This is a genomic window from [Roseibacterium] beibuensis (genome assembly GCF_039542305.1).
GTDB lineage: Bacteria > Pseudomonadota > Alphaproteobacteria > Rhodobacterales > Rhodobacteraceae > Roseibacterium > Roseibacterium beibuensis.
In genome coordinates this window covers 111,997-131,156 of the sequence record NZ_BAABHW010000003.1, presented here as the reverse complement: position 1 = coordinate 131,156, position 19,160 = coordinate 111,997, and the positions used below count along the sequence as shown (strand labels likewise).

At 59.5% G+C, this 19,160-nt stretch carries 15 protein-coding genes; 4 read left to right on the top strand and 11 right to left on the bottom strand.

Going from position 1 to position 19,160, the window contains the following annotated elements:
- Positions 1 to 59: 59 nt before the first annotated feature.
- On the bottom strand, positions 60 to 236 hold the full coding sequence (locus ABD923_RS12065; RefSeq protein ID WP_259548780.1) for a hypothetical protein: 177 nt from the start codon (positions 234 to 236) through the stop codon (positions 60 to 62).
- 164 nt (positions 237 to 400) lie between these two features.
- Positions 401 to 598, bottom strand: a complete 198-nt coding sequence (locus ABD923_RS12060) for a hypothetical protein (protein ID WP_345229491.1) — start codon at positions 596 to 598, stop codon at positions 401 to 403.
- 149 nt (positions 599 to 747) lie between these two features.
- On the opposite strand from ABD923_RS12060, the gene ABD923_RS12055 reads away from it, so the two are divergent.
- A complete protein-coding gene (locus tag ABD923_RS12055; protein WP_259548782.1) occupies positions 748 to 1,875 on the top strand; it encodes a glycosyltransferase family 4 protein in 1,128 nt (375 codons plus the stop codon).
- Positions 1,841 to 3,250 (top strand): right-handed parallel beta-helix repeat-containing protein, encoded by a 1,410-nt coding sequence (locus ABD923_RS12050; protein ID WP_259548784.1) that lies wholly within the window; start codon positions 1,841 to 1,843, stop codon positions 3,248 to 3,250. The genes ABD923_RS12055 and ABD923_RS12050 overlap by 35 nt, the downstream gene beginning before the upstream one ends.
- Positions 3,251 to 3,256: 6 nt before the next feature.
- On the opposite strand, the gene ABD923_RS12045 is transcribed toward ABD923_RS12050, so the two are convergent.
- From ABD923_RS12045 to ABD923_RS12005, 9 genes are all read right to left on the bottom strand, one after another.
- Positions 3,257 to 3,877, bottom strand: coding sequence for a sulfotransferase family 2 domain-containing protein (locus ABD923_RS12045; RefSeq protein WP_259548786.1), 621 nt, complete (start codon positions 3,875 to 3,877; stop codon positions 3,257 to 3,259).
- An 11-nt stretch (positions 3,878 to 3,888) separates the two neighbouring features.
- A complete protein-coding gene (locus tag ABD923_RS12040; protein WP_345229505.1) occupies positions 3,889 to 5,325 on the bottom strand; it encodes a lipopolysaccharide biosynthesis protein in 1,437 nt (478 codons plus the stop codon).
- A 389-nt stretch (positions 5,326 to 5,714) separates the two neighbouring features.
- On the bottom strand, positions 5,715 to 6,557 hold the full coding sequence (locus ABD923_RS12035; protein WP_259548789.1) for a sulfotransferase domain-containing protein: 843 nt from the start codon (positions 6,555 to 6,557) through the stop codon (positions 5,715 to 5,717).
- A gap of 29 nt (positions 6,558 to 6,586) precedes the next feature.
- Positions 6,587 to 8,950 (bottom strand): exopolysaccharide transport family protein, encoded by a 2,364-nt coding sequence (locus tag ABD923_RS12030; RefSeq protein WP_259548793.1) that lies wholly within the window; start codon positions 8,948 to 8,950, stop codon positions 6,587 to 6,589.
- 134 nt (positions 8,951 to 9,084) lie between these two features.
- The gene (locus ABD923_RS12025) at positions 9,085 to 10,245 is read right to left on the bottom strand and encodes a polysaccharide biosynthesis/export family protein (protein WP_345229490.1); all 1,161 of its coding nucleotides are present in this window, start codon (positions 10,243 to 10,245) and stop codon (positions 9,085 to 9,087) included.
- A 116-nt stretch (positions 10,246 to 10,361) separates the two neighbouring features.
- Positions 10,362 to 11,525 carry a glycosyltransferase gene (locus tag ABD923_RS12020; RefSeq protein ID WP_259548799.1) on the bottom strand — a complete coding sequence of 388 codons (1,164 nt, stop codon included), beginning with the start codon at positions 11,523 to 11,525 and terminating at the stop codon, positions 10,362 to 10,364.
- A 28-nt stretch (positions 11,526 to 11,553) separates the two neighbouring features.
- Positions 11,554 to 12,762: an O-antigen ligase family protein gene (locus ABD923_RS12015; RefSeq protein ID WP_345229489.1), complete on the bottom strand. Its 1,209-nt coding sequence runs from the start codon at positions 12,760 to 12,762 to the stop codon at positions 11,554 to 11,556.
- A 107-nt stretch (positions 12,763 to 12,869) separates the two neighbouring features.
- On the bottom strand, positions 12,870 to 14,006 hold the full coding sequence (locus ABD923_RS12010; RefSeq protein WP_345229488.1) for a glycosyltransferase: 1,137 nt from the start codon (positions 14,004 to 14,006) through the stop codon (positions 12,870 to 12,872).
- Between the two features lie 652 nt (positions 14,007 to 14,658).
- Positions 14,659 to 15,564 (bottom strand): sulfotransferase family protein, encoded by a 906-nt coding sequence (locus ABD923_RS12005; RefSeq protein WP_259548810.1) that lies wholly within the window; start codon positions 15,562 to 15,564, stop codon positions 14,659 to 14,661.
- Between the two features lie 656 nt (positions 15,565 to 16,220).
- Here ABD923_RS12005 and galU point away from each other — a divergent pair.
- Positions 16,221 to 17,129, top strand: coding sequence for a UTP--glucose-1-phosphate uridylyltransferase GalU (galU, locus tag ABD923_RS12000; protein WP_259549153.1), 909 nt, complete (start codon positions 16,221 to 16,223; stop codon positions 17,127 to 17,129).
- Positions 17,130 to 17,604: 475 nt separating this feature from the next.
- Complete coding sequence (locus ABD923_RS11995) at positions 17,605 to 19,158, top strand: glycosyltransferase (protein ID WP_345229487.1); 1,554 nt, start codon at positions 17,605 to 17,607, stop codon at positions 19,156 to 19,158.
- Positions 19,159 to 19,160: the final 2 nt, after the last annotated feature.

Sequence of the window (19,160 nt, the reverse complement as noted above, 5' to 3'; positions counted from 1 at the left end):
TTTCAGAGGTTTGCAACACAGGTGACGGATACCGGTCGAAACGGGTGTTTTCGGGGGGGTCAGGTAATGGCCGACAACACGAAGTAGATGGCGCCGCAGCTGATCACGACGGAACTCCAGAACATAAGGTTTCGCGCGATGAGCACCGAGCGGTCGGGTCCCTTCCAACCGGGACGCTTTGACCCCGAATCGTCGTTGAACAGCTCTGCTTCGATTATGTTTTGGTTCTCATACATCTTCTGTTCTTTCCCCTACCCTTTTCGCACCTCGTACATCCTCTTGGTAGCGCCCCCGAGTTAACGAAAGGTTGATTAGGAGGATGCTATAGATGGAAAACGGCAGCAATGTGGCATCTTGGATGAGGCTGATACGTGATGCTTTAGCAGTGAAAACCACCTAATTACAATGCCTTGTCACCTATTCTGAAAGGCAAGAAATCGCCGGTTTGCCCATTCCTGACGCCAATGAAGATGCCCAAATGCCCGTATTGATGACTGTTTCCGCTACGGAAACAATAGCGCTCCTTCAGGATTTTAACGCCGATTCGCAAACAGTAGGCGCCCAAAATCTCGCGCCCGAGTCCTTTCAGCTCAGGCATTACAATTCTTGGGTTTTGACCATTTCCAGATGCGAAACACTATTTTCCCAACTTTGCGACGCCTTGTTCCCGCCTGCCGATTGCGCGACGCTTCACCAGTGGCCGTCCCCATCCGGCGATGACGCGCTGACAACGGAAGGAAACCCCAAATGAAGGTCTGCGTCGTCGGTTTGCGTGGTATTCCGGACGTATCCGGCGGGATCGAGACGCATTGCGAAAACCTCTACGATCGGATGAAGCGCGAACGCCCCGATCTGGACATCGTCGTTTTCGGACGAAAGCCCTATATCGGCGACATTCCTTATTGCACCAGCGTGGGAATCGAGGTTGTTCCGGCCTATGCCATGCGCAACACCTATCTGGAAACGCTGTCGAATAGCCTTGTGGCAATCCTGCGCGCCCGGTTCTCGCAAAATGCGGACTGCGTCCACATTCATGCGATCGGTCCGGGCCTTTTGGCGCCGTTGGCCCGTCTCCTTGGGATGCCGGTCATCCTGACGCATCACGGTGACGATTTCCGACGGGACAAGTGGAACGCCTTTGCCCGGTCGGTTTTGCGCCTGGGCGAACGCATCGGCGTCGCAAGTGCCTGTCGGACAATCGCGGTGTCGCCAACTCTGGCCGAGCGTTTGCGCCGCGATTATCCCGCGAAGGCGGAACAGATCGACTATGTCCCCAATGGTGCCGATCACATCGTCGGTCGTGCCTTGGCCGCTAACGGCCCCTCGACCCTGAGCGAATTCGGATTGGAACCCGAAGGCTACATGATGACGGTTGGTCGCCTGGTGCCGGAGAAAGGCTTTGCCGATCTGATCCGCGCGCACAAGAAATCGGGCATACGCACGCCACTGGTGATCGTGGGCGGCCACAGCAATTCGGATCACGACCGGATGTTGAGCGAAATGGCGCATCCCGAGGTCATTCTCACCGGCGCTTTGCCCCAGGCCAAGGTGGCGCAGCTTCTGGCCAATGCGAAGATGTTTGTCCTTCCGTCTCATCACGAGGGGCTGCCCATCGCGGCGCTTGAGGCCTGGGCCCTTGGTGCACCCCTGTTGCTGAGCGATATTCAACCCAATCTCGATCTCGGCCTATCGCCCGAGCATTATTTCCCGGTCAGAGATGTTGATGCGTTGGCATCGCGCTTGGCGGATGATGCAGATGACATTCCCGCGCAGCCGCTGGATCCTGCGTTCAACTGGACGTCAATTGCCCATCAAACCGTCGAGATTTACAATCAGTCCCATGAAAACGACCGTGTCCAGCTCGACACCCCGTGATGCCTTGGGCGCAGGGGTAGGGGCGGTTTTGAACCGCCGCACGGTGCTGTTCGGTCTTATGGCCTCTGCGGCTGCGCTGCCTGGGCCGGTGCGGGCCCAGCCCACTGACGACGCGGTGCATGTGTCGTTGAGGGCAAGCGGGGATGCAGATGGCCGCGACTGGAACAACGCCCTGCCATTGTCCCGCCTGAACCGGTTGGCGGCATCGGCGCGTCCGGGGCAATCCATTTTCGTCGGCTTGCCCGAGGGGGAAACCCCACACCCATGGTCGGGACAGCACCTGCGTTGGGCAGTGTCCGGAACGCCGACCGAGGCCGTGTCGCTTCACTTCGGCGTGTTGCGCGAGGGAGAGACGTTTCACCAGCCCGACCATGCCGGTGAGGCCCCGGTCTTTCAGATGATCGGCAACGAGACCGAACCGGGAGAGCGACCGGACGTGGGCGGCGCGCCCTTTATCGTTTTTCAGGAGAACAGCTCGAACCTCCACATCTCCGGGCCGTCCTACCTCCGGTCCGGCGGAAACGGTTTCTTCAATCTCGACACCGGCGGCGAGATCCAAAACCTTTCCTTTGCCGATATTCACGCGGTCAATGTGGGCCGCGTCATCGAGACCGAGCAGGGAACATCGGTGCGTGACCTCTTGGTCGAGCGCTGCTCCGCGCTCGGCATGATCCGCGGGTTTGCCCGTTTTCATGATCTGTTCGAGGCCGAGTTCCGTGATCTCGATCTGGATGCCGACTTCGTTGACGGTGGTGGTGGTGCCGTCTGTCAGATCATCAGCGTCAAAAGCGGTGCCGACCTGTCCTTCCGGAACCTGCGCCTTGAAAAGGCAATCAACAGCCTTGCGGCTGAGGAGCGGGGTTCGAGGTATATCCAGGGGGATGGCCTTGTCCTTGAGGAAGAGACCCGCAATGTCCGCATCGAGGATTGCTATGCGGCGGACATGGGCGACGGCGGGTTCGACCTGAAATCCGAGCATGTCTACATGGCGAACTGCCGGACAGAGCGTTGCAAGCTCGGCATCCGTATCTGGAGCCATCATCCAGGCAATCTGATCGAGAATTGCGTGATGTCCGAACCGGTCACACGCCCCCATAACGATGGATCGTGCCTTTGGCTTGCCGGCAATCTGACGGCCCGGAACTGTTCGCTGATTTCGGCGGGGGATATGTCACCGATCCGGTTCGGCGGCGGGGCCGATGGAACGCCGGATTCTCATCTCAGGATCGAAGGTGGCGAGATTTCCTATGACGAGCGTGAAAGTCTTGTCACCGGGACGGCCGGGACCCTCGAACTGGAGAACGTTCTGGTGAACGGCGTGGAAACCAGCGGGCGGTTTCATTGGACGGGACGGCGATTGCGCCGTCGTTGGTAAAGACGCCTACAGCGACTGCCAGCTTTCTTTGTCATATCCAAATTTTTCGAAGTCCGTCTCGTAGAAGCGGTAGATTTTTTCCGCTGCGTCCTCGGATATCGTTGTGACGGATTTGATCGAGGGGTTCTTTCTTGGAACTTCTGCATCCAATGCGATCCCGGTCAGTTCAGCCAGTTTCGCACGCAGGGTATCGAGACCGTCCTCCAGCTTGAAAACCTCTGTTCCGTCGATCAGGAACTCGTGCTGGGGCCGGATGTGGTTGGAATGCATGTAAGGGTCCCGGGCGAAACCGGCGAAGGCCGTGCTGAGCCACCGATCGAAGGACGGCTTCGGAAGGATCCGATTTTTCAGCTTCGGCCGGGTGATGCGATAATTGTATTCACTCAGGATGCGCGCATACGGGTTGCGCGTGACGCAAAAGCTGTAGTCGAAGAATCCCGGAGCGAACAACGTGTCCAGCAGGGCCCCATGGAAGTGTTGCGGAACGCAAGGAAACGCTTTCGGGCGGTGTTTCTGATACAGGCTCTGTTCGGACAGGGAGGTCAACCACGCGTTGATGGATGTCCCCCCAGATTTGGGTATGTGGATAAAGAGGATGCGTTTCTCACCAATGTGGAATGCGGGCATCGCGGTCTTCCTCAGTTTTTCGCGCGGCGACGACGAATTCGGTTGAGAACCTGCTCTTTCAAGATCTCCCCCTCACGGCCAAACATCTTTGGCGCGAAGGTGAACAGCAAAAGATAAACGACGAAGAACTCGGCAAACAGGATCACGAGCATCAGGAGGTTCCCCAACCCGACAGGCGCAAGAACCATCTTCGACGCGACAAGCAATGCTGCGAAAGCAAGTCCGAGGATGATGTAGCCAAACAAGCGCCGAAGGCTGTCGCGGCTGCTGACGTTGATGAAATGCCTGACAAGGAAAAGGCCGGAGAAGTAACAAAAGGCGATGGCCAGGGACACGCCCACGGCAACGCCTTCAAGGTCGAACTGTTGCCCGATCAAGGCACCTAGAATGACGGCGAGTGCGTGGCTCCATTGCCAAAGCGCGGCGATGTAGACCCTTCCCGCGGCCCGCAATATGGAGCCGACGAACTTGTACCCGGTTCTGAACAGCAGCACCGAGATCAGGATCTGAAAGGGCAGCACCGCACGTTCCCATTGCGGCCCCAGAAGAGTCAGGACGATTTCGGGGCCGGCCACGACCAAAAGCGCAGTCAGGGGGATCTGCGTCATCGCCGTCAACGCGAGCGCCCGGTTCAGCGCGCGCTCAAGCCGTGAACGGTCGTCCTGAATGGTTGCAAGGGTTGGAAAAAGAACCTGGTCGCCCATGCGGCCCACCAGTTGGGCGCCTTGCTGAAGCAACAGGTACGATCTGGAGTAATACCCAAGCGCCTCGGCCCCGAGCCAGCGGCCGACAACGAAAAAGTCGGCGTTCTGTGAAACGTAATTGCCGATCTGGGTCAGCGTGACGCCGAGACCGAAGCGGATCATGGTCACGAAGGTCGACCACTTGAAGCCAATGGCGATCCCGTCCCAGGCAAGGCGCAGATATAGCACGGTCGACAGGAGCGTCTGGGCAAGTTGTGCCCAAACAAGCGCCCATGGGCCGAAATCCAGCATCGCCAGCACAATCGCCACAATGGCGTAGCCGAACAGGTAACTGGACAAGCGTATGACGGCCAGTTCGGGGAACCGCATTTTGCGCTGCAGTAGCGCTTCGCTGACAAGCCCGGCCCCCTTGATAACGAACAGAAGGGAAAACACCTGAACGATGATCTTCAGGTCGGGCATCCGGTAAAGATCGGCGATCTGACCGGCGAGGAAAAAGAACGCGACCGTCATCAGGATGCCGGAGGCCAGGGTCGTGGTGAACCCGGTCGCAACATGATCGTCGGTCAGGGTCTTGACCTGAATGATCGAGGGGGCAACGCCGATCCGCCCCATGACCTCGGCAAGGGCGACCACCGTCAAGGCGGCACTGACAACGCCGAACTCCTCCGGAAGAAGCAGCCGCGCGAGGATCAGCACCACGACGATTTTGAGGACCGCTTCCGCGCTGCCGCCCGCGAACATCCAAAAGAAATTCTTGAGGGTGCGGCCCGTCAATTCCTCTTTTGGCGGCTTTGGCGGCGACCCCTGAGAGCGCGGCAAATCTTCCTCCGATCTGCTCATCGGTCGCGCTCCATGGTCACCGTTTGGAATTGATCGGCGGTGAAAAATATTTCATAAACAATCAATTGCTGTCCTGCAGCATACTCGGATAGTTTTGCGTTGCGTCCTGCATCAAGTCAACAAATCCTCGCCCGTTCTAACCGTGCTGTGCCCACACGCGCGCATCGCTGCGATCGCGGCTGATTTCACCAAAAGCGCGACCTGTCCGACCTCGGCGTCGAGGCGCATCAATGGTCGGTCTGCGCAGCCGTCCAATGCAGCCCGTAAGCCTGGCCGCTGGTATAACCGACCTATCGCGCCTTCTGTACGTCGGACAGGGGGCTTTGGCTTTGAAACGCCGCCCAGTCCGCTGTCAGGGCGGGCGAAAACGACGTGGCTTGCGCCCTGATCTCAGCCCGTTCTTCTGCAAGCGACTCCCCGCGAGAGTAGAGCCATTTCTTGATCGGGGTGTGCTTCAGGATTGATACGATGCGGTGCGCACCGTGACGCCGCAGGCGCGTCACGGTGCCCTGAACCGTACGCGCCAGGAAAAGGTTGCGCGGCACCTTGGCCGCATTGACCTGCTGATTGGTCAGAGACGCCGGGGGCGCGCGGTATTCAAGATCGAGGATCTCGCAGAGCTCGCGACAAAAGCCTTCAGGATCGTCACGCAACAGCTTGTAAGACATCAGATGAAAGCGGTCTGCCCCAAACGCCGTTTCCCAGCGCGGGGCGTGTTTGGCGTAAAGACCAGCTTCGATCACGTCAGGATAGGTTTCTGCCATATCTGTCAAAGTCGTCCGCGGGGCACCCCGTTGCCGATAGTGAAAATAATGGGATACAGCGCGATCAAACGGGTCGCGTACCGTGCAGATAATCTTGGCATCGGGCACATGCGTTTTGGCGCGCTCGCAGGCCACGGGTTTGTAAAACAGCGAAGGGGCCACTTCGACGCGCAGTCGTGTGTCGGTCTCGGGCGGAAACAACCCCGCGTACCAGTCAAACCCGCGCTCGTAGACCTTGTCGAAAAAGAAGGTCTCCTTCGTCGCTGACGGCATAGCGACGTCGCCGCGCCATTCGAGATATGCGTGTATCCACGTTGTGCCCGACTTCGTCGGCCCAACGAACAACGCGAAAGGTGGGGTGATGGCCATATCAGCCGATCCTTCTTACCTGTTCGGTGTCACACAGCGGTTTCGTATTCATCCAACTCTTGCTGCGAGACCCCATTCAACAGGGTTCCCAAGAGCTTCGGTGGGAAGATGGCCGCGCGTCGCAACTCCTTGGCGAGGGAGTCCGATCGCGTGACACCCCAGTCGGCAATGGCCACGTAGCCAAGCACCACATCGCTGAAACCCGCAGCATCGGACGAGTGAGCCAGCGGGGATATGTCGAGGACCACGTTGTCGAACTTGTCGGTCAGTGCATGCAGCAGCGACTTGAGCCTCGCTTGGTCGAACACACCCGGATCGACGGTGGCTTCCTTGTCCATCGAACGGTTGGGCATGAAATAGAGCGATGTCCGCTCGTCGTACCAGAAGGCTTCGTTCGACTCGATCAATGACGTGGCAGCGGTGAGTTCCGCCAGACCGAAATGCGCCGCGGGGCTAATGCATTCCGTCAGATAAAGACCGGTCCAGTCCATGTCGATCAGCAGCGTGCGCCCGCCACCGACCGCGAGCATTTCGGCGTAGTTTGCGGCTGCAACGGACCGGCCTTGGCTTGGGCGGTCGGAAATGAAACCGATACACTTCGGGTAAAGCGTTTTGTCACCTGCCAGAAGGGAGCGCATGTTTTCGGCTTCGACATTCACGCGGCGGATCGCTTCGGAATACGCCGAGAGAGGTGACGAGATCGTTGCATAGATCTGGGGCGCGGTTTTGGTGAGCGAAACCCTGTTTTCCGGAAGCGCAATCACTTCGTGGGTGTAGTTTACCCGTCGGTTGGGCACGCTGATTGCCGGCAAACGCCGTTGCGCACCGTTCTCCTGGTCCTCGTCTTCATCGGACATGGCGGCTGGCAAGAGACCCAGGACCGGCGCACGCGCGCTCTTGGAAAGTTGCGAAGTGGTGCGGATACTTCCATCCATCGACTCGCGCAGGAACGCCCCGCCGGCCCCGAGCGATATCCCCACGAGGAACGCAAGCAGGCTCAGTTCTCTGAGGCTGGCGCCGTCAGGGTACTCTGGCGGGAGCGCGGTTTCGATGATGGTCGCCTCGGTCGAAGGGAAGCTCTGCTGTTGAACGACTTCCAGGTAGCTTTGAAGATACCGTTCATTGAGTTCCCGGTAGATCCGCGCCTCGCCCTCAAGCGAGCGTAATTCGACGTCGATCGCGTTCGTGACGCTCCCGCCGCTCGAGTCGCGTGCTTCGTCAAAGATGGCTTGCGCGGTTTGTACATTCGTCTCGGCCTCGGTCGCGCGGGCCTCTGCGTTTTGCAGCAAACCGTTCAGGACCGCTGCGCCCGCGGCCTCGAGCGACTCGATCCGGTCGGTCAGGCTCTCGACCTGCGCGCGGTCGGTTGGCGACGCCTGAAGCGCCAGGGCAAGCTCGGCCCGCACCGCGTCCGCCTCTTCGATGAGGGTTTGCAACGCGTCTGACTCGAAGCTCGACGGCACACCCCTCAGCCCGCGGCCACTCTCGACCAATGCCCGGAGTCGCATGACGTCCGTCTGGGCGCGCGCGCGTTCTGCGAGCGCGTTCTGCAACTCTTGCCGGGCCCGCTGCAAGCTGGCGGCCGTTTCCGAGGCGTCCAGCGCATCGCCACCGCCGCCGCTCATCCGTTCCATGCGTTGCTCGACTTCCAGCGCCCGGACGTTCAGCTCGGCCATGCGCTCGTCGAACCACTCGGCTGCCCGCTGCGCGGTTTCCTGGCGCACACCAAGGCGGTTGTCGATGTAAGTCTGCGCGACTGCGTTCACGATCTCGGCCGCCAGTTCCGGGGAACTGGCCGTGTATTGAAGCCGGATGACCAGGGTCTGCGCGTTGCGCGTGACGCGAAGGTTGTCGCCCAGCCTTTCCACGGCCATTTGAAACCGCTCGGCCGGTGTGGTTTCAGGCGGCTCTTCAGCGAGCATCGGGAACACGCGGTCCCTTAGCCGTCGAATGCTTTGGGCGAGGTCGGTGGTGGCGGGTGCCATGAACTCTTCGTTCTCGCCGAGTTCCAGTCGATCCACCGCGCGCGACAGCAGGTAAGGCGATCGCATGACCTGCATCTGGCTTTCCACGGCAGGGTTGCTGAGGCTCAGGTCGGAGAAAATCTCATCCCGGCCAAAAGGGTTGATGACCTGTTCGTCCAGCAGGATGCGTGTTGAGGCCGAGTAGACGGTCGGCGTCAGGCGATCCAGGACCACGGTGGCGGCGATGCAGATCGCACATACGATGGCAATGAAAAACCGATGCCGACGCAGCAGCCGCCGTACCGATCTGAAATCGAAGAGGGGCGCAGACGAAGCGCGGCCAAATTCGCGCCCGTCATCACCGCCAATCATAAGCGTCGGAACCTGGCGAAAACCACTTTGTTTCGCGCCAGAATTATTATTGTTCATTCAACCTCTCCTTGGGGCCAGGCATGGCTCGGCCGGCCCCGGAAACATCAATGTCAGAAAATCGCGACATGAATACGAATACCAATACAGTTTACCTGAAGTGGAACTACTGCCCCAAGCGTGCAAAGCCCCTTTCAGTTTCGGAGACTAACATTCACGACATCGCCGGGTAAAAGCAGGGTTTCCGGCCGTGCCTCGATCTCTTGGGATTGCCCACCGATTTGGCGGAAAATGATGATGCGCGGAACGGTCGTGGGCGTTTCGTCAAGACCCAGTGTGGTTGGAACCGCCGAGCTCAGCTCGATCCGGACCCGCAACTGAGCGACTTGTTGAGACAGCTCCTGCAAGCGCGCCTGGATTTCAAGCGCGCGCTCACGCATGGCCTGGTTCCGTTCAAGGACCAGCTCACGCCGCGAGGCTTCCGCTTCCAATCGCTCGGCCTGCACATCTCCTAGCCGCTCGATCGCTTGCAGATACAGGCGGCGCGTCGTTGTCAGCAACTCACTCGACACGATGCGCCGAGCCACGAGCCCTTCGACACGCTCAACCTCGGCGGCCTCGGTTTCCGCGATTTCGGTCATGGTCTCTTCATGACGAAGCGCCGCGATGACGCGCGCTTCCGCCTCTTGCACGGAGGTGTCGAGAAAGGTGATTTCTTCGCTCAGGATGTCTCCTGACGTCTGGACTTGGCTACGCGCAAGCGCGATCGCCTCCTCGATCAGATCGGCAGGCGCATTGAGCGCCTCGAGGTCGGACAGATCCAACTCATCGCTACCGGCGAGTATGGCTTCGTGCACCGCCATTTCCGCAAGCAGTCCGATTAGATCGGCCATCAGAACCCTTGGGTGGTTCCGCAGTTCTGATCCTGAAATCGACCCCTGATCTGCAATCGCAAGCCCGGCTGCCGCGGCAATCCCCTGGCGCACCGTCATGCCAATCTGGAAAGACTGTTGCCCGGGGCTGTTGATCGCACCGTCGAAATAGACGGGACGATACTCCACGACGTCGATCAGCACTTCCTCGGGTTCGATCGAGACCAAGAGGTATTCACCGTTCACGCGTTCTCGATACACCGCGCCGGTCATCAAGCTGGGGATCTGTTCCCGCAATTCGTTGATGGTTTGGCCGCCCACATTGAGTTCCCCGAGAAGCGGAAGATGAACGGCACCATCAATGCCGACCTGTACTTGCCTGTCATATGTGGGGTTGGCCAAGAAACTGACGCTCAGCCTGTCGCCGGGGCCGATAAGATAGCGCTCCTGCGCCATTGCGACCGTGCCAACCAAGAGCCACATGGCGACGCCTGCGTAAAGTCCTCGAGCCATCGTACGGGCTAGTGTCATAGTCCTACGTCCTTAAATTACATCAAGAGACCGTTGCATGATTCGGTCGTTATCTTAACGGAGAAATCCTAGTCTATCGCGCGGCAGGCCTCTCCTGTCATGGAAGCGATCAGGCCGAGATAGGCCTTGGTGACGGCGTCATGCCCGAAATCTGCGGCTCGGGCCGATGCCTTCGAGGCGTAGTGCTCCCGCATCGCAGTGTCCCCCAGCAGGGTGATCGCCTCAGCCATGGCTGTGCGATCCTCCATCGGCACCAGTAATCCGTATGCCTCGTCGGGCCAGGGGGCATGGCGCGCTGGCACGCTGTCCAGGACTTCTGCCGGGCCTGAGGGGCAATCCGTCGCGACCACGGGGCATCCGACAGACATCGCTTCGATAAGAGTGTTCGGGAAGCCCTCGGCGCGCGAGGCGGAGACCAGCGCCCGTGCGCGGGCCATGATCGGATAGGGATTTTCTACGAAACCCGCAAAAAGCACCCGGTCCGCAACCCCGAGCTGCGTGGCCTTCTTCTTCAGTTCCTCAAGCTCCGGTCCCTGGCCGAGAAGCACCAGAGACGACACTGTTCCCGACTGCGCGAATGCATCAATGAGCAGGCTGAAATTCTTGTTGGGCACCAGCCGGCCAACGCCAAGAAAATAGTCCTCGGGCAGATCGATTGCCGGCGGCTGTTGGGCCAGGGTCTTCAGGCGTTCGGCATCAATCGGATTCCCGATAACCGACATGCGCGTTCTTGGTACATCGAAGCGTCCGGCCAGATCGTCCGCAACGCCGCCGCTGACCGGTATGACATGGTCGGCTTTCGAATAGGTGCGCTTCGTGATCCAAGCCAACAGGGGCTCTGCGCGGGACCCGGCAATATGGCTGGATGTGTTCACGCGCTCGCTGATGATGGTCTTGTGGCCGAAACGGTAGGCAAGCAGGACATTGATGACATTGGCACGCGCAAGGAAGCTGATGCAGACCTCCGGGTGCGGACCTTTTGACGACCAATAGCGATGAAGCTGGAACAGGCTGCGTGCCATCTTCTTCCTGCCATCCAGGGTGGTGATCTTGAGCCCGTCGGGCAGCGTTTGCTTCCGGGGAAGATCGTCCAGCAGGATCAGTTCGATTTCGCAATCATCCAAGTGCGGCAGCAAATGCCCAAGCAGGTTTGCCATCGCTCGCTCGGCGCCCCCGCCCTCCATCGAATTGATGAGGAATGCCACGCGCGTGCCAGGCGCGATGCGCGGCATCGCAGAGGTTTCGGCTCCAAGACTACGATCAGTTCTCATGCACGTTCGATCGATAAATCATGGAAGGGTAGCGCGAGGGGTAAGGGTAGGGGTGTGTCGCAAACCGATGTGTCAGAAGCTCTCCATCCGGTGCGTCGCGCAGCTTTGCAAATGCCGCGACCAGAAGCACCCAATAGATGCTGTTGTGCTCCAGGAGGAATGAGCCGGCCACGTTCCCGATCAGGGAAAAGAGGACCAAGGTCAGCGCAAGTGCGGAAAGTTCAGGTTTGGCGTCGCGCATCAGGTTTCCGAACGCCTTGGCCCCCAGCCATGCCATGAAAAACAGTGTCAGGCCGACGCCGATATAGCCCACATCGACCAACAGATCGAGAAAGCCGTTGTGCGCGTGCCCGACATCTGCCCCGGTCAAGGCTGTGAGCCGCGGGCCGATGATGATCCAACCGGCGCCGTATCCCCCGCCCGCGACACTTGTGCCGCCAAGGGCGACGATGACCCCCTCCCAAATGACCGTTCGGCCCGTGAGGGTCGCGTCCCGCCCAAGGAGGTGCAGCGTATATTCAAAGATGAGTTGAGCCGAAACCGCCGACGTCACCGCGACGGGGAGGGCCATCAGAATCAACAGCGAACGTCCCGCGGGCGACATGCGCCGCATGGCGAGAAGCAGCGCGATGCCAACGGGAACCGTCGCGGCGAGCAGGACCGCCTGCGATGAGTTCGATCGCAACACCATCAGTCCCGCGATTGCAAATATTGGCAGTATGAGCCAACGGCCATATCGGCCGCCGGTGCCGAAAACGAACCCCAAGATCAGGATCGACGCGGTCAGCGAGATCACGCGGCCAAAATCGTTCTTGTGACCGAAAAGCCCCCGCCAACTGCCGGCATGATGTGCCGCCAATTCGTCGTAGGCTTGATGGATGCCCTTTGCCGGGTTGAGCAGGATGTTGGCAAAATTGGCCAGCACGATCACCGCCGATGCCATGACCACAAGGTGAAACAGTTGTTTCGGCGAAAAGCGGAAGGCGAGCCAGAACGCAAAGGCCGTGGTCAGCCCGAGGCTGCCGACACGGCGCAAGGTCAGGTCCGGGGCAGCCGTCCAGGCCAGGGTGGCAAGTGCGAACAACACGGGCAGTATCGACGCCCAGTAGACAGTGAAAATGCGCGCGATTGATCCCTTGATGGTCAGCAGGGCGATGCCACCGAAAAGGCCGAGCGACGCACCAAGGATCTGCACCATCGGGGCCGTTTCCGAGCCTTCCGGTGTCAGGGTCGACGTCAGCGACCCGGACATGAAGAACAATCCGAACATCGCGATGGCGTATTCCATGGTGCGCAAGGGGTTCTTCATTCCCAAGCTCTCGCTAGAAAGGCGTCAGCAACCTCGGACATCTGGTATCGTTTGGCAATGCGCGCGATCCGTTCGGATTGCAGTTCACGAGAGGCAGCGTCTTGGGCGTCGATCACCATGCGAATGGCCTTTGCCATGGCCGCGGGGTCCCCAATCGGTGTGAGGCGGTCAGGAAATTCCCGGCCGAGGATCTCCCGCGCGCCGCCGCCGAGGCAATCGGTTGAGATCGAAGGGATGCCCGCCGCGACCGCTTCGATCAAGGCATTCGGGAAGCCCTCGGTCACGGAACTCATGAGGAAGAGATCGGCGGCCACGAGATAGCTGAACCGATCCATGCGGAACCCGAGGAAATCGACGCGATCTTCTATGCCCAGCTCTCTGGCCAGGTGTTCGAGGTTCTGGCGTTCCGGACCTTCGCCAAGAATAACAAGGCGCAGATCGTCGCCGGACTGTGCAACGGCACGGAGCATTGTTGCGTAGTCCTTTTGTGGCATCAAACGTCCGATGGCGATGGCCGTGGGCTTGCCATCGTGAAACCAGGGGTGGTCGGGCGGCGCGGCGCGCGCGTCGTCCAACTGCGCCGGGTCAGGAGCCGCATTATGGATGACGCCGGTCGCCTCCGCCGATAGGCCAGCGACCTCGGCTATATCTCGGGTCACCAGATCGGTGTTTCCGATCACGGCATGTGCTTTGGGATACAGCTTCCGAACAAGTGCGTTCATCGCGACGCGCCGCAGCGGGTCCATCTGGCGCAGCAATGCAGTGTACTGGTTCCGCTCGCACACGATGACCCGCGTTTCCGTTCGCGCAACACGGGCGGCGATCAAGGCCGCGATGTTCGTGCGGGTCAACGCCGAGATCAGGGCCGGCGCCCGCGTCGCCTTCAGGTACGCGACCAGCTTTGGCAGACAGAGAATGGCCTTGCGACCGCCAAGGACATGGAGGTCCACTTCCTTCGAAAGCAGCTCTTTGACCGGCCCGTTGTCATTGTTCACGACAAGGTGGACCGGAATACCCCGCGATGCGATGTGGTTCGCCAGTCGGACAAAAAACCGCTCGGCCCCGCCACCCTCGAACGAGGGCAGGTAGAAATGGATTGCCCGGCTCTCAACTTCCCGAGCAGCACGATGCATCCTGGTTTCAGACAGAGGCATGTGGGCCTTGTTCATGTGTCCCCGAAGTATTTTTCATCAAATCGTCAGGTGTCTTGCGACGCTGTTTTCCCTCATGACAGCAAGGTGCAGCAGAATGGGGCCATCCGTCCATCCATCGACCTGCAAGATCATCGAATTGCGTCGGCCAGACCTGGCGTGATGGTATTCTGGGCACTTCTTGACCGTTGTGCCGAAAACTCTCGTGCGGACGCGCTGGGCAGGTGGGAACGGCGGGAAGAGAACGCGTAATAAAGGTGGTTTGGCTATGGTGGTTTTCAGGTCATCGTTTGACAATCTTTTTCACCCTGACACGAGCGCGTATTGGTGGCCGTTGTAAAGTCACAAGTCGTTGCCACCAATCTCACGTGCCCTCGCATGCGGCTTTGTCCAACGCGATTATTCTGGCAATGCCTCGTCTGGTGGGACTGTTGACGCGACCGGTCAAGCCAACCCCAATCGGTATGCGTCGCGGCCCCTTTGATGCATCCGTGACCCAAGCCTCGTGATCCAGGCGTTGGAAGGCGAACAACTTGGGGAAGGCGCTTTTCGACAGTCTGGTGACGCCAGATCTCCCCCTGACCCAAAAGGACCGCTTCGGAAAACACCTTGGAGACCTGTCGGCCCGGGTCCGTTATCCGACCGCGGCTTTCGTCAGCGGCTGGTCACACTCTGCTTCGGCATTCTCGCTTACGGGTTTGGGCACGCGCCAAGCCGATGTGTCGAACCCGTAAGCATCGTCGAGCTTCGAAAAATCCTCGAAGAACAGGTCGTAGAAATAAGTGTTTGCCTCCTCTCGGATGCGCTCCCGCTTTTCTTTGGCCGGAGGCGGGCCGTAGACAGCGCGTCTGACTGCTGGCTGCCGCACCGCGTTGACCAACCAATGAACCCCGGCAAGGCGCAGGGTGCGCGCGCTGCGCCGGGCGATTTTGGCGAGGAACCGCACCCGGGGGTCGCCATCCTCGTTGATCCGGGCATAGAGAACGTCGTCACTTGGTTGAACTTCTGGCAGATTCAGCACTTTGCAGATGCTGGACACGTAGCCCGACGGGCTGTCGTTCAGATCGTGATAATTGAGCAGTTTGATCTGATCGCGCCCCAGCGCTTCGGCCCACCAGTTCAGGTTGCGATAGTACAATCCATTTTCGATCATGGCCGGGTGGTGCTCGGCCATCCAGCGAAAGCCTCGGTCGGGCTCACCGCCTTTGAGGTAGTGGAAGTAGTGCGCGATGGCCCGATCAATCGGATTGCGCAGGGTCGCGATAATGGTCACGTCGGGGATATCCTTGGCGACCCGTTCGATCGCCTCCGGTTTGTCCAAAAGCGACGGCGCGACTTCGACACAGATCTTGTGATCGCTCGAACGCTCACCGAAGGTGCCCGAGTACCAGTCCCAGCCCTTGTGGTAGAGTTTGTCGAAGAAAAAGGTCTCCTTGCCGAGCGCCACCGGAAGTTGCACATCGCCACGGCTTCGCAGGTAGTTGTCGATCCAGGTGGTGCCGCTTTTATGCGGGCCTACGAAGATGAAATCAGGTTTCAAATCGGGGTCTCCAAATGCTTGTCCGAGGAAAAATAGCGTTCCTCGCAGCGAGCGTCACAAAACTTTAATAAAAAATTCACATTTCGTCTACTTTGGTGTCATGTTGGGCGAGTCGCGTCCCACGGTTGAGGCGTGGACTCAGCGAATCGGATGGTTTGACGAGATCCGGGGAACGACCGGGTCTGGCAACGCATGTTGCGACCAAGGCCGCGCCGCGACGGGGGGGCACGGTCGCGCTTACGGGTGCGGCATCCAACCCGTCTTGGCATGGGCTGCGCGGCACAAGAGTGCTGATCCGACGGAAATTCAGCCACCCAACGCCTGATGGTTGCGTTGTGAGTTCATCGCCTCGATAAATACCGCGCTGTTATAGACCAAGAATTCCGTTCACCATCTCGAAATGGATTGTTTTCATTATGGAAACAAAAAATTACCATCGAGTTAATGGAATGACTTTTTCCAACGCGGAAACAGGGCGGTAGCTGCGGCCTCTCAGGCCAGAGTTCTTTTTGTTTTCTATACAGTTGCTTGCGCCGTTTTCATTCGAGGCGCTTTTTTCCTGCGAGTCATCTTGGGGAAAGCCATGTCCCACAAAGGAATCGGAATGTTTCACGAATCATGTAACGGTTAACGCATTATTAACGGAGCGCCCTTTGATGACGAAAAAAGTTACCAAAGCAATTTTCCCGGTGGCTGGCTTGGGAACGCGTTTCCTGCCAGCCACCAAATCCATTCCCAAGGAAATCATGACCCTCGTCGATCGGCCGTTGATCCAGTATGCCATCGACGAAGCGCGCGCCGCCGGTATCGAGGAGTTCATCTTCGTGACCAGCCGCGGCAAGAGTGCGCTTGAGGATTACTTCGACCACTCGCCCGAGCTTGCCCAGACGCTCCGCAAGAAAGGCAAGACCGAGCTGCTGGAAACGCTCAAGTCGACCAACATGGATTCGGGTGCGATTGCCTATATCCGGCAGCACCAGGCCAAGGGGCTGGGCCATGCCGTTTGGTGTGCCCGCAGGCTCCTCTCCGACGAGCCATTCGCGGTCATCCTGCCCGATGACATCATCCGCGGCGAGACGCCTTGCCTCAAGGAGATGATCGAAGCGCATCGGGAAACTGGCGGGTCGATCGTTGCGGCGATGGAAGTGCCGCCTGAAAAGACATCGTCCTATGGCGTGCTCGATATCCAGGAGGACATGGGACATGTCGTGTCCGTGAAAGGGCTTGTCGAAAAACCCGACGCGTCTGTGGCGCCGTCGAACCTTGCCGTGATCGGGCGCTATGTCCTGTCGCCCGACGTGATGAAGAACCTCGGGAAGACATCGACCGGCGTCGGGGGCGAGATTCAGTTGACCGATGCCATCGCCCACGAGATCGACGAGGGCCGCCCGGTCTATGGCTACCGCTTCCGCGGGACGCGGTTCGACTGTGGCTCCAAGATCGGGTTTCTCATGGCCACGGTGGCCGTTGCGTTGGAGCGCGATGACCTCTCGGGGGAATTCACCGAATTCCTCGAGGGCCTCATGCAGATGTCGCTTGACCTGCCTCGGGTGAAAGCAAGCTGATCTCGCCGGGCGCGTCCTGTGCTTCGGCGCACAGCGCGCCCCCCGAAGGGAAGATCGGGTCGCCCCCCCCCGGCCCTGTTGTCTGCTCGGGCCGACGAGGGCTGTTCGCGGCGGGCAGGTCACTGGGTTTGTTGGAACAAGCTCAAGAACCCTCGGAGCAGGCCATTTGCGGCGCGCGCCAACGGTTACCCTTGCAGGCGCGTTTCGAAGTCGACCCGCTCAGGCACCCTGCGACTTACTCCCGGTGGGCAAACCGCGCGTAGCAGGGAGCACATCTTAGTTGGAATCATGGTCCGCCTAAATGTCGGGCAGGTGACACCGGTTGCAGATCAAGGGGATGCTGCGCCCGTCGATGGCCGCTCAAGGTCCAAAGTGGTTCGGGAATCGCTTTCGCCATTGTAGGGTGGCGAAAGATTTTTCTTAAGCCATTTTCTGGTGGGTGCATATGGCTGGCGCTTCAAGGGATATGCGTGATGTGCAGGCATCCCTGCGATGGTGGGCGATCTACACCTCGGTCACCGTTGCCGTGTGGTACACGGCACTCTCCATGCCTCGTCCGGCCTCTTCTGAGCTCTTCTTCACTACGATCGGAATCGTTGCCAGTTGGCGCTACGCCTGGTGGACCATCCACCAGGTCCGCTCGCGCATTTTTCTCAAGCGCGTCTTTCCGAGGTTGAGGGCGGATGCAGAGCAATACGCGACGCCGCTCGAGCATCTTTATGCCGTCGTTTTGTCTTACAACATCGACGAGGACGTGTTCGTGAAATGCTACACGTCGCTGATCGATGCGGCCGTCCAAAGCGGCGTGCCGACCACCATCGTGGCCTCGATCACGACCGATAGGGACAGGCGGCTTTTGTATCGGGTGTACATCGCCGCCGGGTGCCCCGATAGCGTTGAGATCGTTGCCCAATTCCAAAAGGGGGATGGTAAGCGCTCGGCAATCGGGGAAGGGCTGCGCGTCGTGGCGCGTGATGCCCCGCCGGACCGCTCTGTCACGATCCTGATGGATGGCGACACGGTGCTGGGCGATGGCGCGATCGCGCGCGTCTTGCCCTTCTTTGCCGCGGACCCCGAGCTTGCCGCGGCGACGACGAACAATGATGCGATCGTGCAGGGCACCTACCTCACGAAGAACTGGTATATCCTTCGGCTGGCGCAGCGGCATACCCTGATGGCCTCGATGGCCTTGTCGAGAACGCTGCTTGTCCTGACCGGGCGATGCTCTTTCTTTCGCACCGATATCGCCACGTCCCGCGAGTTCATCGCGCAGGTCGAGGATGACCGCATCTGGCACTGGCGTCTGGGCGAGATCAAGTTCCTGACTGGCGATGACAAGAGCACCTGGTTCCACGTGCTCAAGACCGGTGGAAAAATGCTCTACGTTCCCGACGTGGTGACCTACGGGCTGGAAGAGCTTCCGCCGCCCGGCCGGTTCTTTCCAGCCTCGACCAAGCTGATGCATCGTTGGTTCGGCAACATGCTGCGCGCGAATGGCCGGGCGATCGCGTTAGGCGCCCCGAGGCTTGGCTTCTTCGTCTGGTGGGCCCTCGTGGATCAGCGTGTTTCCATCTGGTCGTCGCTGGCGGGCCCGGTGGCAACGGTTCTGCTCGCGATCTTCCTCTCGCCGGTCTTCATCGTCTACTATTTCGCCTGGGCCATCTTCACGCGCACCGTGATGAGCCTTGCGGCTGCGTCGAATTACGGCCGGATCTCCCCGATCTGGCCTTTTCTCATGTATTACAACCAGATCTGGGGCGCGATGATGAAGAGCAAACTGCTTTTTCATCTCGACCGCCAGTGTTGGACGCGGCAATCCATCCAGCGGGGCGGCTCTGATCGGGCTGCGAAAGCGCTCAGCGGCACGCTTCTGCATGCCGCCGCGCTCTCGGTCTTCATTGTCGGAATAGGATTGTTCACCGGGCAACTTGGCGCCGCCAGCGACGCGGCGCGTTTCGATGCCCTGAGAGCTTTGGGATTTCATGCGCCGCACGGCGCGCCAGGCAGCATTACCAGGTTGGCGGAATGACA

Bases quoted from the DNA above. Each gene is read 5' to 3' on its own strand.
- ABD923_RS12065 (WP_259548780.1), bottom strand. From the start codon at position 236: ATGTATGAGAACCAAAACATAATCGAAGCAGAGCTGTTCAACGACGAT.
- ABD923_RS12060 (WP_345229491.1), bottom strand. From the start codon at position 598: ATGCCTGAGCTGAAAGGACTCGGGCGCGAGATTTTGGGCGCCTACTGT.
- ABD923_RS12055 (WP_259548782.1), top strand. From the start codon at position 748: ATGAAGGTCTGCGTCGTCGGTTTGCGTGGTATTCCGGACGTATCCGGC.
- ABD923_RS12050 (WP_259548784.1), top strand. From the start codon at position 1,841: ATGAAAACGACCGTGTCCAGCTCGACACCCCGTGATGCCTTGGGCGCA.
- ABD923_RS12045 (WP_259548786.1), bottom strand. From the start codon at position 3,877: ATGCCCGCATTCCACATTGGTGAGAAACGCATCCTCTTTATCCACATA.
- ABD923_RS12040 (WP_345229505.1), bottom strand. From the start codon at position 5,325: ATGTTCGCGGGCGGCAGCGCGGAAGCGGTCCTCAAAATCGTCGTGGTG.
- ABD923_RS12035 (WP_259548789.1), bottom strand. From the start codon at position 6,557: ATGGCCATCACCCCACCTTTCGCGTTGTTCGTTGGGCCGACGAAGTCG.
- ABD923_RS12030 (WP_259548793.1), bottom strand. From the start codon at position 8,950: ATGAACAATAATAATTCTGGCGCGAAACAAAGTGGTTTTCGCCAGGTT.
- ABD923_RS12025 (WP_345229490.1), bottom strand. From the start codon at position 10,245: ATGTGGCTCTTGGTTGGCACGGTCGCAATGGCGCAGGAGCGCTATCTT.
- ABD923_RS12020 (WP_259548799.1), bottom strand. From the start codon at position 11,525: ATGCCGCGCATCGCGCCTGGCACGCGCGTGGCATTCCTCATCAATTCG.
- ABD923_RS12015 (WP_345229489.1), bottom strand. From the start codon at position 12,762: ATGGTGCAGATCCTTGGTGCGTCGCTCGGCCTTTTCGGTGGCATCGCC.
- ABD923_RS12010 (WP_345229488.1), bottom strand. From the start codon at position 14,006: ATGCATCGTGCTGCTCGGGAAGTTGAGAGCCGGGCAATCCATTTCTAC.
- galU (WP_259549153.1), top strand. From the start codon at position 16,221: ATGACGAAAAAAGTTACCAAAGCAATTTTCCCGGTGGCTGGCTTGGGA.